Source organism: Rhodococcus sp. SGAir0479 (assembly GCF_005484805.1).
Classification (GTDB): Bacteria; Actinomycetota; Actinomycetes; order Mycobacteriales; family Mycobacteriaceae; genus Prescottella.
Genome location: NZ_CP039432.1, coordinates 3,975,396 through 3,997,377 on the forward strand (window position 1 = coordinate 3,975,396; position 21,982 = coordinate 3,997,377).

16 protein-coding genes are annotated in these 21,982 nt (G+C 69.3%); 7 read left to right on the plus strand and 9 right to left on the minus strand.

Annotation, left to right across the window (positions count from 1 at the left end; genetic code table 11):
* The first annotated feature begins 141 nt into the window (after positions 1–141).
* On the plus strand, positions 142–1,665 hold the full coding sequence (locus E7742_RS18335) for an MFS transporter (RefSeq protein ID WP_441346931.1): 1,524 nt from the start codon (positions 142–144) through the stop codon (positions 1,663–1,665).
* A 40-nt stretch (positions 1,666–1,705) separates the two neighbouring features.
* Here the strand turns inward: E7742_RS18335 and E7742_RS18340 are convergent, their stop codons facing one another.
* The 6 genes from E7742_RS18340 to E7742_RS18365 all read right to left on the minus strand — a co-directional run bounded on the left by E7742_RS18340 (position 1,706) and on the right by E7742_RS18365 (position 9,059).
* On the minus strand, positions 1,706–3,967 hold the full coding sequence (locus E7742_RS18340; protein ID WP_137800249.1) for a transglycosylase domain-containing protein: 2,262 nt from the start codon (positions 3,965–3,967) through the stop codon (positions 1,706–1,708).
* A gap of 265 nt (positions 3,968–4,232) precedes the next feature.
* Positions 4,233–4,424, minus strand: a complete 192-nt coding sequence (locus E7742_RS18345; RefSeq protein WP_137800250.1) for a hypothetical protein — start codon at positions 4,422–4,424, stop codon at positions 4,233–4,235.
* Positions 4,425–4,438: 14 nt separating this feature from the next.
* Positions 4,439–5,422, minus strand: a complete 984-nt coding sequence (locus E7742_RS18350) for a carbohydrate ABC transporter permease (RefSeq protein WP_254699350.1) — start codon at positions 5,420–5,422, stop codon at positions 4,439–4,441.
* Positions 5,422–6,513 carry a carbohydrate ABC transporter permease gene (locus E7742_RS18355; protein ID WP_137800251.1) on the minus strand — a complete coding sequence of 364 codons (1,092 nt, stop codon included), beginning with the start codon at positions 6,511–6,513 and terminating at the stop codon, positions 5,422–5,424. The genes E7742_RS18350 and E7742_RS18355 overlap by 1 nt, the downstream gene beginning before the upstream one ends.
* Before the next feature lie 34 nt (positions 6,514–6,547).
* Positions 6,548–7,831, minus strand: a complete 1,284-nt coding sequence (locus E7742_RS18360) for an ABC transporter substrate-binding protein (protein WP_137800252.1) — start codon at positions 7,829–7,831, stop codon at positions 6,548–6,550.
* A gap of 145 nt (positions 7,832–7,976) precedes the next feature.
* On the minus strand, positions 7,977–9,059 hold the full coding sequence (locus E7742_RS18365; protein WP_137800253.1) for an ABC transporter ATP-binding protein: 1,083 nt from the start codon (positions 9,057–9,059) through the stop codon (positions 7,977–7,979).
* Positions 9,060–9,290: 231 nt separating this feature from the next.
* Between E7742_RS18365 and E7742_RS18370 the strand changes: the two genes are divergently transcribed.
* The 4 genes from E7742_RS18370 to E7742_RS18385 all read left to right on the plus strand — a co-directional run bounded on the left by E7742_RS18370 (position 9,291) and on the right by E7742_RS18385 (position 13,858).
* On the plus strand, positions 9,291–10,085 hold the full coding sequence (locus E7742_RS18370) for an LLM class F420-dependent oxidoreductase (RefSeq protein ID WP_137800254.1): 795 nt from the start codon (positions 9,291–9,293) through the stop codon (positions 10,083–10,085).
* Positions 10,086–10,099: 14 nt separating this feature from the next.
* On the plus strand, positions 10,100–11,902 hold the full coding sequence (locus E7742_RS18375) for an ABC transporter substrate-binding protein/permease (protein WP_137800255.1): 1,803 nt from the start codon (positions 10,100–10,102) through the stop codon (positions 11,900–11,902).
* 4 nt (positions 11,903–11,906) lie between these two features.
* Positions 11,907–12,650, plus strand: coding sequence for an amino acid ABC transporter ATP-binding protein (locus E7742_RS18380; RefSeq protein ID WP_137800256.1), 744 nt, complete (start codon positions 11,907–11,909; stop codon positions 12,648–12,650).
* 152 nt (positions 12,651–12,802) lie between these two features.
* On the plus strand, positions 12,803–13,858 hold the full coding sequence (locus E7742_RS18385; protein WP_137800257.1) for a cellulase family glycosylhydrolase: 1,056 nt from the start codon (positions 12,803–12,805) through the stop codon (positions 13,856–13,858).
* A 91-nt stretch (positions 13,859–13,949) separates the two neighbouring features.
* Here the strand turns inward: E7742_RS18385 and E7742_RS18390 are convergent, their stop codons facing one another.
* Both E7742_RS18390 and E7742_RS18395 read right to left on the minus strand, forming a co-directional pair.
* Positions 13,950–15,461 (minus strand): glycosyltransferase, encoded by a 1,512-nt coding sequence (locus tag E7742_RS18390; RefSeq protein WP_137800258.1) that lies wholly within the window; start codon positions 15,459–15,461, stop codon positions 13,950–13,952.
* On the minus strand, positions 15,458–17,029 hold the full coding sequence (locus E7742_RS18395) for a hypothetical protein (protein ID WP_137800259.1): 1,572 nt from the start codon (positions 17,027–17,029) through the stop codon (positions 15,458–15,460). Before E7742_RS18395 ends, E7742_RS18390 begins: the two co-directional genes overlap by 4 nt.
* 382 nt (positions 17,030–17,411) lie before the next feature.
* Between E7742_RS18395 and E7742_RS18400 the strand changes: the two genes are divergently transcribed.
* Positions 17,412–19,373, plus strand: coding sequence for a hypothetical protein (locus E7742_RS18400; protein ID WP_137800260.1), 1,962 nt, complete (start codon positions 17,412–17,414; stop codon positions 19,371–19,373).
* Positions 19,349–21,115 (plus strand): glycosyltransferase family 39 protein, encoded by a 1,767-nt coding sequence (locus E7742_RS18405; RefSeq protein WP_441346863.1) that lies wholly within the window; start codon positions 19,349–19,351, stop codon positions 21,113–21,115. The genes E7742_RS18400 and E7742_RS18405 overlap by 25 nt, the downstream gene beginning before the upstream one ends.
* Before the next feature lie 44 nt (positions 21,116–21,159).
* Here E7742_RS18405 and E7742_RS18410 read toward each other — a convergent pair whose 3' ends face one another.
* On the minus strand, positions 21,160–21,894 hold the full coding sequence (locus E7742_RS18410; protein ID WP_175420528.1) for a glycoside hydrolase family 25 protein: 735 nt from the start codon (positions 21,892–21,894) through the stop codon (positions 21,160–21,162).
* Between the last annotated feature and the right edge of the window lie 88 nt (positions 21,895–21,982).

Here is a 21,982-nt window from a genome sequence, read left to right on the forward strand (position 1 = left end):
GCCGAGGGTGCACGGTGGACGTGGTTGCACGTCCATCTGCTCCGGAGTCTCTCCCCTTTAGCAGCCCAAAACATTTGGGTCTGCCACCTACCGGTGTCTGAAAGGACTTCACCGATGGTCACCACCCCGACCGGCGGCGCGATGCCGTCGCCCACCGACCCCACAGGTCGGCACAGCGAGGACGGCTGGAGCTTCCGCCTCGCACTCTCGCTGCTCTCGATCGTGCTGCTGCTCGAGCTGCTCGCGGTCAGCTACATGATGATCTCGACGGCCCTGCCGGCGATCTCCATGCACTACCAGACCACGCAGGGCGCGTGGCTGTTGACCGCATTCCTACTGGTGGGCGCCATGGCGGCGCCGCTGATCGGCAAGCTCGCGGACATGTACGGCAAGCGCAAGATGCTGCTGGCCTGCGTCGGTATCTCGCTCGTCGGTTCGTTCCTGTCGGCCATCGCGACGTCGTACGCCATGATGATCACCGGCCGCTGCCTGGCGGGCCTGATGGTGCCGACCCTGTTCCTCAGCTACTCGCTGATCCGCGACGTCTTCCCACCGAAGACGGTTGCGCTCGCAGTCAGTATCGCCACCAGCGGTATGGGCCTGATCGCGATCGCGGCACCGTTCCTCACCGGTTGGCTGCTCGACGACTTCGGCTTCCGGGCCATCTTCTGGTTCTTCGTGGTCTGCCTGATCGTGCTCGGCGGCCTGATCCAGCTCACGACGCCCGAGTCGAACGTGCGTCTGCGCTCGCGGATCGACCTGGTGGGCGCCGTACTGCTCGGCGGCGGTATCGCCGGCATCCTCATCGCGGTCAGCTTCGGTCCCAGCTGGGGCTGGACCGACGGCGGCACCCTCGCCTACCTCGTCGGCGGCATCGTGCTGCTGGGCGGCTGGGTGGTGTCCGCTCGGATGATCGCCGAACCGCTGATCGACCTCGACGTGCTGGGCAAGCGTCCCGTGCTGCTCACCACCATCAGCGCCGGCGTGGTCTACGGTTCGTCGGGCCTGTTCACCATCCTGCTGCCCATGATGGTCATGACTCCGGCGCTGTTCGGACTGGGCTACGGCTTCGGTGTCGATGCCGAGGGCTTCGCGCTGTACCAGGTGCCGATCGGCGGCGCCGTCGTCCTCGGTGGTCTGCTCGTCGGCACCCTCGTCGGCCGCAACATGCGTCCGCGGCCGCTGCTGGTGACCGGCCTGCTGCTCAACGCACTGGCATTCGCGCTCATCGCGCAGACCCACGACGCCAAGGCCGTCGTCATGATCATCTGTGCCATCTTCGGTTTCGGCATGGGCATGGGCTACGCCTCGATCCCGAACCTGCTGATCGAGGCCGTGCCGCCGCAGCTGCAGGCCAGCTCCGCGTCGATGGTGGGTGTCTCGCAGTCCGTGTTCCCGGCGATCCTGCCGGTCGTCGCGTTCGCGGTGATGAACAACTCGCACATCGTCGCGTTCCCGCCGGAAATCCAGGCGACGCTGCAGGGCGCGGTGTTCTACGACAACGCCGGCTTCCAGGTGGCGTTCTGGATCGGCGCGGCCTTCGCCCTGGTGGGTGCCGGTGTCGCGTTCCTGCTGCCGCGCCGGATCGAGCAGGTGGAGGTGCCGGCGGCGGCCGCGACGGTGCGCGCCGCCCACGACGGCGACGGACTGGTCGCCGCGGGCTGACCCACGGAAACGATCCGGGTCCGGCTCCCGCCGGTCGGACTCAGCCGGGAAGCGGAATCGTGACCCCCGGCAGGACCTGGATTCCCGGCGCCGGAGCGGGGGGCGGCGCCGGGACCGGAGGGGGAGCAGGCGCCTGTGGAACGGGAACAGGCGCCTGCTGCTGTTGCTGCTGGGGGGCGGGCTCGTTCCACTGCTGTTGTGGTGTCTGCTGGACCGGCGCCTGCGGGACCGCCCGGGACGGGGGCGGGGTCCACTGTGGTTCCTCGTCGTAGGTCTGCACCGGCCGCTGCCGCGTCGGCGCCTGCTGCGTCTCGTCCCGGTCGGTGGTGCGCGGTGGTGAATTGTCCGTCGTCGCAGGTGCACCGGCCTGCCGGCCGGGCGGTTGCTGGGCCGCCGAGAACTGCTCGTTGGGCGTCCCGGCCAGCGCGCCGTCCATCGTCTCCTTCCAGATGTCCGACGGCAGCCCGGAGCCGTACACCGCGCCGCCCCAGCTGGTGCGGACCGCCGTCCCGTCCGGGGTCCCCACCCACACCGCGGTCGACAGCGACGGCGTGAAGCCCACCATCCAGGCGTCCTTGTTCTCGTCGGTGTCGCCGAGCTGCACGGTGCCGGTCTTGGCGGCCGACGGGCGTCCCCCCGCCAGGCCGTGGCCCCGCGAGTACGCCGCGATCGGCCCCATCGCCTGCGTGACGGTGTCGGCGATCGCCGGGTCGATCCGCTGCTCGCCACCGTCGGGCGCCCGGTCGAGCAGCACCCGGCCGTCGGCGTCGACCACCTTCTGCACGAAGTACGGTGCGCGGAACTTGCCCGACGCCGCGAGCGTCGCATACGCCGACGCCATGTCGATGGGCCGGGTCTGGTACTGGCCCAGCACGATTCCGGTCTCCGGGGGACCACCGAACTGCGTGAGGGTGTCGTAGTCGAGGCCCGGGACACGCTTGGGGATCCCGGCCTGGTGCGCGGCGTCGGCGATCTTCTGGGCACCGTTCTCCATCGACAGCGCCAGCCGGTAGTAGCTGGTGTTCAGTGATCGTTTGAGCGCCTCCGCGAGACTGCAGGTACCGCACGTCTCGCCCTCGACGTTCTCGATGGTGAGGTCGCCGACGGTCAGCGGCGCGCTGCTGAACGGCGTGGTGAGCGGCACCTTGTCCTGCAGGGCCGCGACGGCGCCGAACACCTTGAACGACGACCCGGTCTGCAGCCCGGCCTGCGCGAAGTCGTAACCGGTGCCCTCGGTGCCGCCGTAGTACGCGCGCACCGCGCCCGAGCGCGGATCGATCGACACCACCGCGGCGCGCAACTGGTCGGGCTGCCCGTCGAGCGTCCGGCCCACCGCGTCGACGGCGGCCTGCTGGGCCTTCGCGTCGATCGTCGTGGTGATCTGCAGACCGCCGGTGTCGATGTCGCGTCGGCTGATTCCCGACGCCTCGAGCTCCCGGGTCACCTGCGCCCGGATCAGGCCCTCCGGTCCGGCTGTGTCGGAGGGGGAGGGCGGGGCCTGCGGCAGCACCTCCGGGAACACGATGGCGGCCCGCTCGGGCGCCGCCAGCACACCCATCTCGACCATGCCGTCGAGCACGTAGTTCCACCGCTCCTGCAGCGCCTCGGGGTCGGTGGCGGGATCGAGGGCGGACGGGCTCTGGATCACCGAGGCCAACACCGCCCCTTCGGCGAGCGTCAACTGGTCGACGGGCTTGCCGAAGAACGCGGTGGCAGCCTGCCCGATGCCGTACGCGTTGCGCCCGAAATAGATGGTGTTGAGGTACGCGGCGAGGATCTCGTCCTTGGACCACTGCCGGGCCATCTTCGCCGAGACCACCAGCTCCCGCGCCTTGCGGGCCACGTTGCGGTCGGTGCCCACCAGCGCGTTCTTGACGTACTGCTGCGTGATCGTCGACCCGCCGCCGGCGCTCTCCCGGCCCAGCACGTTGTCCCGTCCGGCCCGCAGGAACCCCGAGATCGAGTACCCGGGGTTGGAGTAGAAGTCGCGGTCCTCCGCGGACAGCACCGCGTTGCGGACGGACCCGGGAACCGTCTCGAGCGGCACCTCGGTGCGGTTGCCCTCCGGCGGCACCACCGTCGTCACCACGGTCGAGCCGTCGGACGCGAGAACCGTCGCGACCTGGTTGGGGCGCATCTCGTCCGGGCTCGGCACGTCGGCCAGGAGGTACGCGGCGCCGAGCGCGACGAGCGGGGCGATCACGACCACGGCGAGGATGCGCACGATCGTGCGGCGGCGGTGTCGGGGCCGGCGTCGGGCGTGCTCGGCTTGTTCGGGTGTCGGGCTGCTCGTGGGACTCACGCAGGCAACTTCCGGTCCGCAATCGGCGATCCGACCGCGCCCCCAACCGGGGTCGATCGAATCCGGTCGTTCCCCGATAGTGGCACCTGACGGCGCACGCGGCACGTCGAACGACCCAGCCGCGAGGACGGACCTCGCATACCCGGCGCTGCGGCCGACCCCACCCTCGCGTTGTGCGCATTGCCGCGGATCCACGCCCGAATTCGGCGCGACAGGTGCGCAGAACGCGGAAGGAGGAGGGGGCGAGGGAGGGGGAAAGCGGAGATCAGGTGCGGCGGTGCAGGACGATCGCGGCGACGAGGACGACGACGCACGCCAGCAGCACCAGCGACGCCGTCACCGACGGCTCGCCGCGCACGATCGGCACGACGGCCGCCAGGAACGCCATGAACGTGAAGAACCCGAGGATGCCGATCAGCATCTCGAGGGGCTGGCGGCCCCGCGGCGGCCTACCCATGTCGCGCGGTCATGTCAGCTCTTCACGCCACCGGCGGTCAGGCCCGACACGATGCGGCGCTGGAACAGCAGCACCATGATCACCAGCGGGATGGTCACGAGCGTGCCGGCCGCCATGATCGCCGCGTACGGCTGTTCCCACGAGTTGGCGCCCGCGAACCGGGCGATCGCGACGGTGACCGGCTCGGTCTTCTCCGTCGACAGCAGGCTCGCGAGCATGAACTCGTTCCACGTCGCGATGAACGCCAGGATCGCGGTGGTGAACAGTGCGGGCGCGGCCAGCGGCAGGATCACCAGCCGGAACGCTTGGAAGCGGCTCGCGCCGTCGATGCGGGCGGCCTCCTCGAGTTCCCACGGCAGGTCCGACAGGAACGACGTGAGCGTGTAGATCGTCAGCGGCAGCACGAACGAGATGTTCGGGATGATCAGCGCCTGGTACTGGCCGATCCAGCCCATGTCACCGAACAGCTGGAACAGCGGTGTCATGAGCGCGACGGTCGGGAACATCGACGCGCCCAGGATGATGCCGGTGACGACGTACTTGCCGCGGAACTCGATGCGGGCGAGGGCGTACGACGCGAACACGCCGAGCAGCAGACCGACGGCCGTCGTCACCACACCGATGATCAGGCTGTTGACGATGGCGCCGAGGAAGTCGTTGCCCTTCTCCGTCGAGAGCGCCGCCCGGAAGTTGTCGAGCGTGAGGTACGTGGGCCACGGCGTGGTGTCGAAGGTGTGGTCGACCTGCCGGAACGCGGTGACGACCATCCAGTAGAACGGCGCCAGTCCCCAGATCAGGATGATCGCCACCCCGAGATAGGTGCGGGCGAGCTTGCCGCGGTCGGTGCGGCGGCGCTTGTCGTACACGCGCGGCTCCGCCGGGGGCACGGCGGCGGCCGGTGCCGCCGTGGTCGCCGTGGTCGTCGTGGTCGTCGACGCCTCCACCGGGGTGTCGGCCTGCGCCTCGACGTCGTCGTCGGCCCTGCTGTGACGGCCCATCATCGATCAGCTCCCTTCCGCTGCTCGTCCTGGGTGCGCACCGCGTTGGCGCCGAGGAACTTCACCATCACGAACGCCACCGCGAAGATCAGCAGGAAGATCAGCGTCGACAGCGCCGACGCGCTCTGGAAGTTGCCCTGCCGGATGTCGGCCATCACCAGGATGGACAGCGTCGTGTTGGGGGTTGCGCCGGACGTGCCCGACAGGATGGCCGGCAGGTCGTACATGCGCAGCACGTCGAGGGTGCGGAACAGGACCGCAACCATGAGCGCCGGCTTGACCAGCGGGAGCGTGATCTTGGTGAACCGCTGCCACGCGCTGGCGCCGTCGACCTTGGCGGCCTCGTAGACGTCCTGCGGGATCATCTGCAGACCCGCGAGGATGAGCAACGCCATGAACGGCGTCGTCTTCCAGACGTCGGCGATGATGACCGCGAACCGCGACGCCCACGGGTCGGTGGTCCACGCGATCGAGGTGCCGAGCAGCTTGTTGGCGATGCCGTTCTCGGCGAAGATGAAGAACCACAGCTTCGCGGTGACCGCGGTGGGGATGGCCCACGGGATCAGCACGCTCGCGCGGAGCAGGGAGCGACCCCAGAAGGTCTTGCCCATGACCGTCGCCATCCACAGACCGAGGAGCACCTCGATCGCGACCGTGACGACGGCGAAGAAGATCGTGACGCCTGCAGCGGACCAGAAGTCGTGTGCCAGGGTGCCGGGGGGACACGTCCCCGAGCCGGAACCGCAGTCCTGCACGAGCCACTGCAGGTAGTGCTTGAACCCGGCGAACCCGCCGTCGGTGAACCGGCCGGTGTCCGGGTCGATGCCCTTGTTCGCCTGGAACGACAGGTAGACCGCGCGGGCGACCGGGTACACGATCACGACGGCCAGGATCACCATCGTCGGAGCGATCAGCCAGATCGGTCGGAAATCGCGCTTCTTGCGCGGTGTGACCTCTCGCGGTGCGTCGTGACCCGTGCGCCCGGTGTCGGACGCCTCGCGCCCGGAAGCGCGACCGCCGTGGTCGGGGTCGTCGACCCCGACCACGGCGCGGGCCTCGTCTGCTCGCCTCAGCTCAGCAGAGTCAGCCATCGTGCGTTACCTGATCTCTCGTGTTCGAACGCGCCTACTTGGCGGCGTTGTTGATCGCAGCGGTCATGTCGGTGACCGCCTGATCGACCGTGACCTTGCCGTTCAGGGCAGCGCTCGCGTTGTCCTGGATGGCCTTGGAGATCGCGGTGTAGTACGGCGTGACCGGACGCGGCTTCGCGTTCTCGAGCGCGGCCTTCAGGGCCGGCAGGTACGGGTACTTGGCCTGCAGACCCGCATCGTCGTACACCGACTTGAGGACCGGCGGGAAGGACGCGTCCGCGAACGACATCTGATTCTCCTCGTTCTGGACGAACGCGACGAAGTCACGCGCGGTCGCCTTGTTCTTCGAGAAGACGTTGATGCCGTTGTTGTAGCCGCCCAGCGTGGAGGCGCCGGCACCGGTCGGGCCGACGATCGGCGCGACGCCGACGTTGCCCTTCACCTTGGAACCGTCCTTCTCCGCGTTGTCCCACATGTACGGCCAGTTGTAGGCGTACATCGACTCGCCACCGACGAACGCGAGGTTGGTCTCCTCCTCGGTGAAGCCGGTGGAGCGCTTCGCGATCTGGCCCGCCTGGTAGGCGTCGACCATGGCCTGGATGCCGGCCTTGGACTCCGTCGACGCGACCTCGGGGGTGCTGCCGTCGGACCCGACGACCGCGCCGCCCCACGAATTGATGAACTGCGTGGTGTTGACGGTCAGACCCTCGTACTGCTTGAGCTGGGTGACCAGGCAGTCCTGCACGCCCTTGTCCTTCGCGACCTGGCAGCTGTCGGTGAGCGCCTTCCAGTCCGCGGGCGCCTGCGGCGCCAGGTCGGTGCGGTAGTACAGCAGCTGGGCGTTGGTGTTCTGCGGGCCCGCGTACAGCTTGCCGCGGTACGTCGCCGACTCGACCGTGGCCGGCAGTAGCGCGTCGGTGTCGATCGCGAGGTCACCCTCGAGCGGCTGCAGCCAGCCGTTCGCGGCGAAGCCCGCGGTCCAGACGACGTCGAGCGCCATCACGTCGTAGTCGGCGTTGCCGGCCTGCAGCGACTGCTCGAGCTTGTTGCGCTGCTCGTCGGCCTCGCCGGGCAGCTCCTTGAGCGAGACCTTCTCGTCCGGGTGGGTCGCGTTCCACTTCTCGATCACCGGCTGCAGCTTGTCGGTGTCGTTCTTGCCCATCGCGAACGAGATCGCACCGCGGCCGTCGAGGTTCTGCGTCGCGGCGGCGTCGGCGCTGGTGCTGCCGCCGTCGTCGCTCGAGCAGCCGGCGAGCGCGAGCAGCGCGACGGCCGAGGCCGCGACCGCGACCCGCGAGCGCGTGTTGAAAGAACGCATGGTCCACCTTTCAGATAGACGTATCCGGCTCCGGAGGGAACGCGTTGTGACGTGCATTCCACCGGACCGAGGCATATGTCGCCGCTTACTCTGGCACGAACGGGTACCGATTTCGGTCATTACCCCCGCACTGGACCGGTCAGGATCATCCGATCCGGCGGCCGTCGGTCACCGAGAACAGGTGCACCTCGGACGGCTCGACGTGCAGATTCACCCGGTCCCCGCGACGCGGCGGCTTCCGCCAGTCCGCCCGCGCGACCAGCTGATGCTCGTCCGCACCGCCCAGGCCGGTGCGGCCGTACACGAACGCGTCCGCGCCGAGTTCCTCCACGACGTCGACGTCCATCGGGATGCCCTCGCCGTTCGGGGCCGGCTCCAGATGCTCGGGCCGGATACCGAGCACCACCCGACCCTCGGGGATCTCGGCGATGGTTTCACGGGAAACCGGGACGACCGTCTCGCCCAGCACGACACCGGCGTCGGTGACCGGCAGCGTCAGCATGTTCATCGACGGCGAGCCCATGAAGCCGGCGACGAACTGGTTGACCGGACGGCTGTAGAGCTCGCGCGGCGGCGCGCACTGCTGCAGCACACCGTCCTTGAGCACGGCGACCCGATCGCCCATCGTCATCGCCTCGACCTGGTCGTGGGTGACGTAGACGGTGGTGGTCCCGAGACGGCGCTGCAACTGCGCGATCTGGGTGCGGGTCTGCACGCGCAGCTTGGCGTCCAGGTTTGACAGCGGCTCGTCCATGAGGAAGACCTGCGGCTGCCGCACGATCGCCCGGCCCATCGCGACGCGCTGCCGCTGGCCGCCCGAGAGCGCCTTGGGCTTGCGATCGAGGTACGGCTCGAGGTCGAGCATCTTGGCCGCCTCCTGCACGCGGCGCTTGATCTCGTCCTTCGGGGTCTTGGCGAGCTTGAGCGCGAAACCCATGTTCTCGGCCACCGACATGTGCGGATACAGCGCGTAGTTCTGGAAGACCATCGCGATGTCGCGTTCCTTGGGCTCCTGGCCGGTGACGTCGCGGTCGCCGATCAGAATGCGACCCTCGTACACCTCCTCGAGGCCCGCGAGCATGCGCAGCGACGTGGACTTGCCACAGCCCGAGGGGCCGACGAGCACGAGGAACTCGCCATCCTCGATGTGCAGATCCAGCTTGTCGACCGCGGGGGTCGTGGCGCCCGGGAACAGGCACGTGGTCTTGTCGAAAGTCACCGAAGCCATGGTGAGCAGTCCCTTCACCGGCAGGAACGTGCCGGACGATCCGAGTCAGGGTGCACGGGTGTGCGGGCACAGCATAGGCGTCCGAAGTGTCGGAAACATCAACCGGCGGATGCCGGTGTGCGGCCGGTTCCTCCGGGTTGCGCACCCGGGTCGGTGGGCGCGCACAACCCGTGCAGCGGGCCGAGCACGGGGATACCGTGAGATGCCAGTCCCGGCGCGAAGGAGTTCCGCATGTCCCGTCCCGTGCGTATCGGTATCCAGCTGCAGCCCCAGCACGCTCCCGACTACGGCAAGATCCGCGACGCCGTGCTCCGCGCCGAGGACGCCGGCGCCGATGTCGTCTTCAACTGGGACCACTTCTACCCGCTGTACGGCGATCAGGACGGCGCGCACTTCGAGTGCTGGACCATGTTGGGCGCGTGGGCCGAACAGACCGAACGGGTCGAGATCGGTGCGCTGGTCACCGGCGGCGGCTACCGCAACCCGGACCTGTTGGCCGACATGGCCCGCACCGTCGACCACATCAGCGGCGGCCGGCTGATCCTCGGTATCGGTGCCGGATGGTTCGAGAAGGACTACGAGCAGTACGGGTACGACTTCGGCACCGCGGGCTCGCGGATCAAGCTGCTCACCGAGTACCTGCCGCGAATCACCGGGCGCCTCGACAAGCTCAATCCCCCGCCGACCCGGCGGATTCCGCTGTTGATCGGCGGCAGCGGCGAGAAGAAGATGCTGCGCCTGGTCGCGGAGTACGCCGACATCTGGCACGGGTTCGGCGACCGGGACGAATTCGCCCGCAAGTCCGCGATCCTCGGTGAGCACTGCGGGGACGTGCAGCGCGACCCGCAGCAGATCGAGCGGTCGACGTGGTGGCACGGTGTGGACGAGGCGGCGGCCTACGTCGACGCGGGTGTCACGCTGTTCACCGTGAACGCGAGCGGCCCCGACTACGACCTCACCGAACTGCGCGACGCCGTCGCGTGGCGGGACGAGCACACCCCGCAGCAGCTCTCCGGGCTCGCGTAGCCCCCGCCACCTCGATGACCCTTTCCGCCCGCCGGGGACCCCGCGCGTTCGCCGTCCTGCTGGTGCTGTTGTTGCCCCTCGCCGCCCTGGTGGCGTGCTCGTCCGACAGTTCGACGTCCACCGGTGACCTGTGCGCGCCGCCGGGCGTCGGGAGTGCGTCGGCGCTGCCCACCAACCTCGACAGTGCCGCCGCGGCCGCCGCCGAGGACCGGTACACCACTGCGAACACCCTGCCGCTCAGCGACATCGACCCGGCGAAGCTGAACCTGGTCAAGCCCGGCACGCTGACGGTCGGCACGCTGTCGGACGCGCCGCCGAGCATCTGTGTCAACTCGCACAACGTCTTCACCGGGTTCGACAACGAACTGCTGCGGGCGGTCGCGGAGAAGTTGGGGCTGCAGGTCGAGTTCGTCGGCACCGACTTCGCGGGCCTGCTCGCGCAGGTGGCCGGCCACCGCTTCGACGTCGGGTCGTCGTCGATCACGACCACCGACGCGCGGCGCGAGCTGGTCGGCTTCACCAACGGGTACGACTTCGGCTACTTCTCCCTCGTCGTCCCCAACGGCAGTGCGATCACCAGCTTCTCGGACCTGAACTCGTCGGTGCGCATCGGTGTGGTGCAGGGGACCGTGCAGGACGACTACGTCGTCAACACGCTCGGGCTGGACCCCGTAAAATTCCCCGACTACAACACCGCGTACGCCAACCTCAAGACCGGACAGATCGACGCGTGGGTGGCGCCCTCGCAGCAGGCGGAGGGCGCGATCGCGCCCGGCGATCCGACGTCGATCGTGCAGAACACGTTCAGCCTCAACAACTATGTGGGGTGGGCGGTCGCCAAGGACCACCAGCCGCTGATCGACGCGCTCAACTCCGGCCTCGACGCGGTCGTCGCCGACGGCACGTGGGCGCGGCTGTACTCGGACTGGGTGCCGCGCGCGTTGCCCGAGGGCTGGAAGCCGGGCAGCAAGGCGGCGCCGGAGCCGCAGCTCCCCGATTTCGCGGCGCTGGCCGCGGAGAAGCAGACCGAGGCCCCGCCCGCGGCGGTGCAACCGCGCTCGACTTTGCAGCAGTTGGGCGACACCTTCTTCGACTGGGAACTGTACAAGCGCGCGTTCCCGGACCTGCTGCGCACCGGTCTGCCGAACACCCTGATCCTGGCGTTGTCGTCGGGCATCGTCGGCACCGTGTTGGGCATGCTGCTCGCGGTCGCCGGCATCTCCCGCACCCGATGGCTGCGCTGGCCGGCCCGCGTCTACACCGACATCTTCCGTGGGCTCCCCGCGGTGGTGATCATCCTGCTCGTCGGGCTCGGGGTCGGTCCGGTGGTCAAGGGGATGACCGGTAACAACCCGTACTGGCTGGGTGCCGCCGCACTGTCGCTGCTGGCGGCCGCCTACATCGGGGAGATCTTCCGCTCGGGTATCCAGAGCGTGGAGGCGGGACAGATGGAAGCCGCGCGGGCTCTGGGCTTCTCGTACCGCCGGTCGATGGCACTGGTGGTGATCCCGCAGGGCGTGCGGCGGGTGCTGCCGGCACTGATGAACCAGTTCATCTCGCTCATCAAGGACTCGTCGCTGATCTACTTCCTGGGCCTGCTGGTCACCCAGCGCGAGCTGTTCGCGGTGGGCCGCGATCTCAACGCCCAGACCGGTAACCTGTCGCCGCTGGTGGCCGCCGGCCTGTTCTACCTGGCGCTCACGATCCCGCTGACCCACCTGGTGAATTACATCGACCGACGGCTGCGGACCGGCCGCGCCGACACCTCCGGCACGCTCGACGAGCTCGAGCAGGCCATCGTCGTGGAGAGGGGGTGACGGCGTGAACGACAAGGCAGCCGAGTCGGTCTCCCTCACCGGCACGGACCTGCACCTGGCGTTCGGCACCAACAAGGTGCTGCGCGGGGTGGACCTGCACGTCGACGCCGGCAAGACCGTCACCGTCGTGGGGCCGTCCGGCTCCGGGAAGTCGACGCTGCTGCGGGTACTCAACCGGTTGCACGAGCCCGACGCCGGTGACGTTCTGCTCGACGGCCGCTCGGTGCTGCGCGACAACCCCGACCGGTTGCGTCAACGGATCGGGATGGTGTTCCAACACTTCAACCTGTTCCCGCACCGCACGGTCGCCGACAACATCGCGCTCGGCCCGCGCAAGCTGCAGAAGCTTTCGAAGGAGGCGGCCCGCGCGCTCGCGCTCGAGCAGCTCGAGCTGGTGGGCCTGGCGCACAAGGCCGACTCGCGTCCGGGCAACCTGTCCGGGGGACAGCAGCAGCGCGTCGCGATCGCCCGCGCGTTGGCGATGAAGCCGCAGGTGATGTTCTTCGACGAGGCGACGTCGGCGCTCGACCCCGAACTGGTCAAGGGCGTGTTGGCGTTGATGGCCGATCTCGCGAAGGGCGGCATGACGATGGTCGTGGTGACGCACGAGATGGGGTTCGCGCGGTCGGTGTCGGACACCGTGGTCTTCATGGACCGCGGCACGGTCGTCGAGGCCGGCAGTCCCGATCAAATGTTCGACAACCCTCGCACCCCACGACTACAGACCTTCCTGTCCGAAGTTCTCTAAAGTGTTGCGCGCATGGTTCCCCCACACGTGGATCGTCCGACGGGGATGGACACTCGATCCCTGTAGCGCCCACGCGTCGACGAAGCGAGGAAGCTTTGAACACGACACCGAGACTGAGATGGTTACTTCTGGCCGCGCTGGCGGTGGTGACGATGGCCAGCTGCGGAGCCGGTCTGGCACCACAGGCGCAGGCGCAGGGGCGGGTCGAGGCCGCCTCTGACGGACTGTATCTGGACGGGCAGAAGTGGTGGCCGGCGGGCTTCAACGCCTACCAGCTGTCGACCAACTGGGCGATCAACCGCGGCTGCGGCGGCATGGTCGACCTGCCGTCCTACTTCGAGTCCCTGCCCCCGAACTCGCTCACGCGTTTCGATGCGTTCCAGGAACTGGCGATCAACAAGTTCACCGGCGAACCGGACTTCACCGCCATGGACGCCGTCTTCGCCGAGGCGGAACGCACCGGCCAGATGCTCATTCCGGTGCTCTCCGCCCAGGACGGTGCGTGCGAGAGCGAGCGGTTCAAGGACCGGTCGTGGTACGTGGACGGATGGAAGACCGACGACGAGAACGGCACCCGGCTGAGCTTCCAGGACTGGATGCAGACGGCGGTGAACCGGTGGAAGGACTCTCCGGCGGTCGCGGCGTGGGAACTGGTGGGGGAACCGGATTCCGGTGAGTGCGTGAACGGCAACTGCGACTGGTGGGTGCGCACGTGTCCGCCGGACGCCGCGCAGGTGTTGCGTGACTTCATGGAGGAGGCCGGCGCCGAGCTCAAGGCGATCGCGCCGAACCACCTCGTCACCGCGGGCCTGCTCGGTGGCGGTCAGTGCGGCACCGGCGGCGACGACTACCAGTACGTGACCGAGTCGGACAACGTCGACTTCGTGCAGTACCACGACTACGGCGCCGACGGCGTCCCGCTGCCGGGCGACCAGTGGAACGGTCTGGCCCGCCGGATCGATCAGGCCGCGGCCGCCGGGAAGCCGTTGCTGGTCGCGGAGATCGGTGAGAACGCCGGCTCCTGCGAGTCGCTCGACGACCGGGCCGAGAGCATCGGCCGGAAGATCACCGGGCAGCGCGCGGCGGGCACCGCGGGCGCACTGCTGTGGGCGTTCGTCCCGGACCCGCGACTGAACGAGTGCACCATGGACATCGGCGTCGACGACCCGCTGTTCCCGCTCATGGCGGGCTTCAACACCCTCGGCTGATCCCGCGCGTTTCGCGCACTTGTCGCGCCGGCGGGGGCCGGAACTCCGCGACAAGTGCGCGAAACGCGGGGCAGGACGCGGGCAGACCGGGTCAGGGGGCGGGCGCGGTGGTGGACCCGGCGGGGGAGTCGGTGGCGGCGGTGGCGGCCGCCGGGGTGGGTGTCGCGAGGCCGTGGAAGGTCTTCTCCCAGTACGACGGGTTGCGCAGCAGCTGCCAGCAGCCCTTGGTCGCGGCGATGCTCATCATCAGCCAGTAGATCGGCACCGTGAGGCACGCGAGGAGCAGGTTGGAGTTCCCGGACTCGCGGCAGCCCACGATGTTCATGTAGATCGCGGCCGCGTTGCCGAACACCAGCGACACGAGCGCGCAGTAGTAGATGTACGGCGGGAACACGTCGGCGACGACGAGCGGCTGGCCCAGCAGCCACGTGAAGGTGATGAACCAGAACACCAGGTTGAGGCACGCGATGATCGGGGTGCCGGCGAGCAGCAGCGTGAAACGGATGAAGCTGACGGCTCCGAGCGAGCGCCACGCCTCGAGCGGGCGGCGGGTGTGGACCAGCCACGACTGCAGGTAGCCCTTGTACCAGCGCGATCGCTGGCGGATCCAGTTGATCGGGTCGCTGTTGGCCTCCTCGATCGTGGTGGAGTCGAGCACCGCGGTCGAGTAGCCCGACGCCGCGATCCGCACTCCCAGGTCGGCGTCCTCGGTGACGTTGTGCGGGTCCCAGGCACCGATCTCGTCGAGCACCCAGCGCTGCAGGTGGTTCGACGTGCCGCCCAACGGGATCGGGGATCGGGTCTTCATCAGGCCGGGCAGCAGGAAGTTGAACCACACCGCGTACTCGGCGGTGAACCAGCCGGTGAGCAGGTTCTGCCGGCCGTTGTCGAACGCCAGTTTGGCTTGCACGCACGCGACGTCGTCGGGCTGGCGGGCGAACGCGGCGACCACTCGCCGCAGCTGCAGCGGGTCGGGCTTGTCCTCGGCGTCGTAGATGGTGACGATCTCGCCGGTCGCGAAATGCAGCCCGTAATTGCACGCCTTCGGCTTGGTGCGCGGCTGCGCCTCCGGAACCAGCACCACCGTGACGATCTCACCGCCGGGCACGGAGATCGCGTCCTTCGCGGCCGCGACGGTGCCGTGGTCGTCCTCCTCGAGAAGCAACAGCACCTGCAGCTTGTCCCGCGGATACTCGAGTGCGGTCATCCCGGAGACGAGGTCGTAGATCACCTCGGTCTCGTCGTAGGCCGGGACCAGGATCGTGTAGGTGGGCAACTCGTCGTCGGGGATCGCGCGCGCGTCCTCGTCGGTGACGGTGACGATCGCGTCCCGGTCGAGCCCGCGCGCGAAGATGAGCACCCGGTCGATCATGGTGGCCACGTACGCGAACGTGCACACCGCGATGACGACCGTGAAGGTCACGATCGGGAAGAACACCGCGCACACCGCGACCGCCAGCGCCAGCGCGATCCCCAGGTTGCGCTGCCACGGCACGAACGCCACCGCGGCCGAGGCCAGCGGCCGGCGTTCGCGCAGTCCGTCGACCGCGTCGTGCAGCGCCGCGGCCTTGAAGTCGTCGTCCACCGCGTCGGTCACGCTCATGCCTCGCCCGCCTTCCACTGCATGTCGACGAGGTCGGTACCCACCGCGGTGAGCATCTCTCGGTCCTTGTACTCGGAGTTCTCGTCGACGGTCACGGCGTTGCCGCGGATCAGCACGTTGAACGTGTTGGTGACGTCGGTGGCCATGGACGGCGTGGGCTGCGGGAAGATCGCGTCCGGGCGATGGTCGTCGACCGTCACGAGGTTGACGCGTTGGGTCACCTCCCCGCGCGTCCACGTGAACGACAGCAGGCTCCAGGTGAGCAGGGCCTGCTCGTCCACGATCGTGGAGAGCTCGCCCTGCACGCCGTGGCCGAGGTCGACGGGCAGGACGGGGCTGCGGCGGGCGTCGGCCAGTCGGTAGAGCGTGTCGGTCGGGTACACGGCCAGCGTCGCCGGACGGCGGGTGTCGAGCGTGTCGACGACGACGCGCCGGGGACGGGACTGCGCGTCCCAGTCCGGTTTGCCCTCGTCGGCGACGATCGTCTGCCGCACGAGCGTGGCACGGCGGCCGAAGAACCGATTGGCCCAGTCGAAGTCCTCGCTGCGCTCCTGGGTCCACCCGGCGGGGACCGCCAGTTGCCGTCCGGCGCCGTGCGGCCCGTCGGCGATGACGGTGGCGGGCGGAGCCGGCAGCGAGATCAGCGAGAGCACGAACGCGACGGCGACGACGACGAGACCGGAGCGGACCAGCCCGGTGCGCACCGCGGCGGACCGATGCGGTGCCACCGAGTAGGCCGCGCGCCGGTCCGTGAAGTAGTACCCGTACTGCACGTACATGCCGATGCCCACGATCACGGCCGCGGCTCCGGCCGGGACAAACTGCAGCACGGCCCGGGGTGCGTCCGGGAAGACGAACCAGATGAACAGCAGCACCGCCAGACCGATCGCGACGGTGCCGACCACCCCGATCACGCCGCGGCGCCGGGTCCGGCCGACCGCGATCGCGGTGGCAGCGGCGGCGAGGACCGTGAGCACGATGCTCACGTGCTGGGACTGCCCGCCCAGCATCACCACGGCCATGCGGTAGGGGAGCGGCGCGACGAGCAGGAGCAGGAGCCAGACCGGCCAGTACCGGCCCACGGGTCGCAACCCGAACAGCAGGACCGCGGAACCGATGACGAACAGCATCCACGACAGCAGGTCGATCCGCAGGAGAGCGAACTGCTCCTCGTAGCGGGGCAGCAGCAGCCACTGGACGGCCACCGAGACGACGAGGGCGATCCCACCGACCAGGCTGTCGATCTGCCGGTCGTGGATGGGTAGTTCCCCCTCCCGGCGCCGGGTGATGCCCACCGCCGCGACGGCGGCCAGGAACGGCATGGCCAGGATGTAGCCGAGGAAGTCGCCGCCCCGGATGTCGTCGACGGTGCGCAGCACCGAGGGCCAGAAGGCGGCCAGCGAGCAGCCCGCGATGAGCAGCCAGCGTAAGAGGATGGACGTGCCGGTGAACGGTGCTGCCTCCGAATGCTTCCCGGCACCCGTGTGCTGCGGCGCTCCGGCAGCATCCGCGGCACCGTCACCGGGTTCGGTGGGCGAGGTGTCGACACCCGAAGTGGCATGCGTCATGGTCGATTTCCTCCCCGCTCGCTCCAACTCATGTGCAGTCGAGACCTTTTCGCGATTGTCGGGTGACGCGGCCGCACCGGACCGCCGGCCGTTCCATCTTGACTCATGTGGAAGGCGAGGGGGATGTTACGCACAGGGACCGGTCTCGGCACCCGACCGATACCCCCGGAAAGCATACCCGCGGGTAGTTCGATCTTGAACCACCGTTCAGGTGGGGAGCGTGGTTAGATGTCAGCGGGTGAAGGTGAGCGTTGGGGCCGGTCGGTCGGACCGCGGCGGCGCACAAGGTGTTTCGGATTCCGCTTCCTTCGCTCAGCCGACCGTTCGTCGATACGCTCGACCGGATGCCGGCAGCACGACGAAGGACGATCTGGAGAGAACGATGGTAGACACCGGGGCGCCGCGCCGACGCATACTCGCGACCCTCGTCACGGGCACGCTCGTGACGATCGGCGCCCTCCTGCCCGGCGCCGGCACTGCAGCCGCGCAGGACTCCGACGACGCACCGGCCGCCGCCGGCCAGACCGTGCCGTTCCCCCAGCTGGGTCGCCCCACCGACCTCCGGTTCACCTCGGACGTCCCGCTGACGGTCACGCTGCCCGTCCCGGACGGACTGCAGGCCAGCCGCCTCACCGGAAACCTCACCACGCCAGGCGACTTCCGTCAGGGATGGCTCGAGTTCCGCTCGGACGACCGAGTGGTCCAGCGCGTCGAGGTCCCCGCCGCCAACCAGAACGGCATCCCGCTGTCGGTGCCGCTCGACGGCCTGCCGGTGGCCGACCGGGCGGTCACCCTCGCCATCACCAGCCACTATGTCCCGATCGACGACCGCTGCTACGACCGCAGCCAGTTCGCCCCGATGACGCTGCGGGACGCCACGACCACGTACACCGGGGTCGAGAAGCAGCCCGCGTCACCGGCCGAGTTCCTGCCTCCGGTCCTGCGGAAGCTGACCATCTTCGTCGCCGATCCCACGTCGCGGTCCGATCAGAACGCCGCACTCACGCTCAGCACCGCCGTCGTCAACCACTACGGCAGCCAACCGGTCCGCGTCGAGATCCAGGAGCTGCCGGTGGGCGGCGGCCTGCCCGGCGTGGCGCCGACGCCGTTCGAGCGCACGGTCGTCGTCGGTGGCGCGTCGGAGGCCGGGATCGGCCTGGAGGGGACGCCCGCCGGCGCCCCGGTGCTGCGGATCGCCGGGAACGAGACCGACCTGTCGTCGCAGGTGGCGCTGTTCGTCGCCAACCTCGACGGCTACGCGGCGGCCAGCCGCGCGATCACGGCGCCCGACGAGAAGGTGCCCGAGGTGGCGCAGGACGTCGTCACGCTCGAGCAGCTGAAGATCGGCTCGCTCACCGCGTCGGGAGCCAACCACATCGAGGTCCCGATCGAGATCAACCAGACCCAGCTCGGCCGGCCCGTCCGCGAGCTGTCCGCGCACCTGCTCGGCACCTACGTACCGCTGCCGCCCTCGCGCAACGGCATCCTCGCCGTCCGGATGGGCGAGACGCAGCTGGCGAGCGCGCCGCTCGACGCCTCGGGCGCGTTCGACCTGCAGGTGAACGTGCCGGACACGCTGCTGTCCCGGTTCATGACGCTCACGGTGGCGCTCGACATCACCGGCGACTTCCAGTGCGGCACCAGCGATACGTCGTCGCTCACCGTCGACCCGCGCAGCACCGTCTCCTCCAAGCCCGCGACCCCGCCCGTGCCCGGCGGGTTCGCGTCGCTGCCGCAGACGCTGCTGCCCACCGTCGACGTCGGCCTGGGCGACAACGATCTCGGCGACCTGCGCCGCGCCAACCAGCTGCTCGTCCAGATGCAGGACGTGAGCTACCTGCCACTGCAACCGCGGGTGCGTCCACTCACCGAGGCGGCCGCCGACTCGTTGCCGGCGATCCTGGTGGCCGCCGACGGCAACCTGCCGCAGTCGGTGCGGCAGCCGCTCGCGTCGGCCGACCCGGCGCTGCTGGCCCTGCAGGGCGTCAGCGGCACCACCCCGTACGGCTCGCTCCAGGTGATCGAACAGGGCAGCCGCACGGTCGTGCTGGCCACGTCCACGGGCGAGCCCCGCGACCTCGACGCGCTGCTCGCGTCGCTCGAGGCGGACCCGTCGCGGTTCCCGCGGCTCACCGGTGACGCCCTGATCGGTCCGCGGGACGCGCAACCGTTCACGATCGGCGTGAAGGTCACCGACGTCGTGCCCCAGGCCGCGGCCGCACCCCAGGACGACGCCGACACCGGCGTCGGGACGGGCACGATCGTCGCGATCGCCGCCGGGACCGTGGTGCTCGCCGTGATCGTGGTCGGCGCGACGGTGTGGCTGCGCCGCCGGCGGACGTGACGTCGACGGCGCTGCGTCCGGCGCCCCCGCACGAGGGAACCGGGCCCGACACCCCGCCGCCGGACCGTGCGCGGCGCAAGCCGTGGCTGCTGTACGCGATTCTGTTCGCCGGGTATCTCGCGGCGGGTGTGTGGATGAACCTCGGTGTGGGCTTCATCTTCACCGACTCGCTCTCCCGCGTCGCGGCCGTCTCCGGCGTACTCCTCAGCCGCGACCCGCACCTCGCGGCGATCGGGTTCGTCTTCACCCCGCTCACCGCGTTCGCGCAGCTACCCCTCGGGTTCCTCGGACACTGGTGGCCCGAACTGCTGCGCTGGAATCTCACGGCGGCGGTGATGTCGGCGGCGTTCATGGCCGGTGCCGTGATCCAGATCCGCGGGATCGCGCGCGACCGCGGATGTCCGACGGTACTGGTCGTCGTGCTGACCGCGTTGTTCGCACTCAACCCGTTGATCGTGATGTACGCCGCCAACGGCATGAGCGAGGCGCCGTTCGTGTTCTTCGTGTGCTGGGCGGTGCGGCGGCTCGTCCGGTGGATCCGCAGCGACGGTGTTCACGACCTCATTGCGGCGGGCATCGCGTTCGCGCTCGCCTACCTCACTCGGTACGACGCGATCGCGCCGATGATCGTCGCCGGCGCGCTCGTGGGTCTGGTCACCGTCCTCCGGCACCGTCCCGTGGAGTTGCATCCCGCCCGCGGTGACCGCTGGTGGGCGGCCGCGGTCGACGTCTCGATCGTCGTCGGCCCCGGGTTCGCGGCCTTCGCCGCGTGGTCGTTCACCAGTTGGCTCATCACCGGGGCGGCGTTCCAACAGTTCTCGTCGGTGTACGGCAACAGCGCCATCCTCGAGCAGTCCGGTGGTGGGGACACCAGCACCCCGGTCGGGCGCGCGATGTTCTCGCTGACGGAGATGGCAGTGCTGGGACCGGCTGTTCCGCTCCTGCTGGTGATCGCCGCGGTGCTCGCGGTCCGGCGGCGCGACGCCGAGATCCTGGTGCCGTTCACCGTCTTCGGTGCGGTCCTGGGCACGCAGTCGTTGCTGTACCTGATGAACTCGACGTTCCCGTTCCTGCGCTTCTACATCACCATCATCCCGTTCGCGTTCGTGCTGGTGGTGCTGCTCGCCCCGCTCCGCGCGCCCGTCGTCTCGCATCGCCCGGGGCATTTCGCGGCGGACCCGAAACCGATCCCGCCCTACCCCGGGCCGTCACCGCTCGTCGCGTTCGCGGTGTGCCTGTTGGTGGGGTCGACGGCCGTCACCACGGCCGCGATGGGCAACCCGCGCCTGGCCGCGCTCGAGCACTCGATCGCGAGCGCGATCGTGCCCGGCCGCCAGGACCCCGACGAGTTGGCGATCCTGCGCACCTTCGGCTCCGAGCGCCGTATCGCCGACTACCTCGACAGCCTCCGCCTGCCGGAGGGGTCGGTACTGCTCGACACCGTCGAGAGCTTCGCCGTGGTGACCGCCTCGGAGAACCCCAAGCAGTTCGTGATCACGTCGGACACCGACTTCGCACGGATCCTCGACGACCCCGCCGGCCACGGAGTCCAGTACATCCTGGCGGTCCCGAACGCCAAGCGCGGCGTCGCGGACGCCGTGAACCGCCGGTATCCCACGATGTTCGAGACCGGTTCGGGTGGCGTCGGTGCGCTGGTGCTCGAGATGCGCAACGACGGCGGCACCGAACCGGAGATGTGGCGGCTGTACCGAGTCACCGGCCAGCTGCGGCCGGGCGGCTGAGCCGGTACCACGCGCTGGATGCGTCGCCGACCTCGCTGCGGCGGTCAGCTCCCGAAGAAGTTGCGGGCGTACATGTTCAGATCACCCATGGACCCGCTGTAGACGTTGAGGTCGATGGCGGCGCCCACGCCCGGGATCCGGCCACTGTCGGTGTACTGCCAGAAGGCCCAGTTCTTCCATCCGCCCGGCAGCGGGCCGGGATAGTTGGCACCGTTGTAATCGGCGATCCACAGCGGGTAGTTGGAGAACTCGGTGGTGTTCGCCATCGCGGTGCGCCAGAAGTTGGGGTAGGTGTAGATGATCGGCTGGCGACCCGTCAGGGCCTGCACCGTGTTGAGGTAGCGGCGCGTCCAGTCGATCAACTGCGGGGCCGCGAGGCCGCCGGTGCTCTCGAGGTCCAGCACGGGCGGCAGCCCACCGATCTGGTTGACCGCCAACGCGTTCGCCGCGTAGAACGCGGCCTGCGCCTCGGGTGACGCCGACGGATCCGCGTAGTGGTAGGCGCCGCGCGCCACGCCCGCGATCCGCATCGCGAACGAATCCTGGGCGAAGAACGGATTGGTGTAGAACAGGCCCTCGGTGGCCTTGACCATGCCGAACTCGTAGCCCGCGCCGCGCACCGCCGACCAGTTGATGGGGGCACCGTTCGGGTGCTGCCACGACGCCACGTCGACGCCCTGCGGGTTCGCGACGGCGACGGCGGGTGCCGCCAGGGTCACCGCCCCGGCCAGGAGCAGCGCGGCGGCACGGGGCAGGGAGCGGCGGGGGTTCCTCGGCATTGCCCGAGACTAAATGACTTGCAAACCGAGCGCGCGGATTTTCTCTCGATGTTCACATTCTCCCAGCCGATTCCCAGGACCGGTCGGC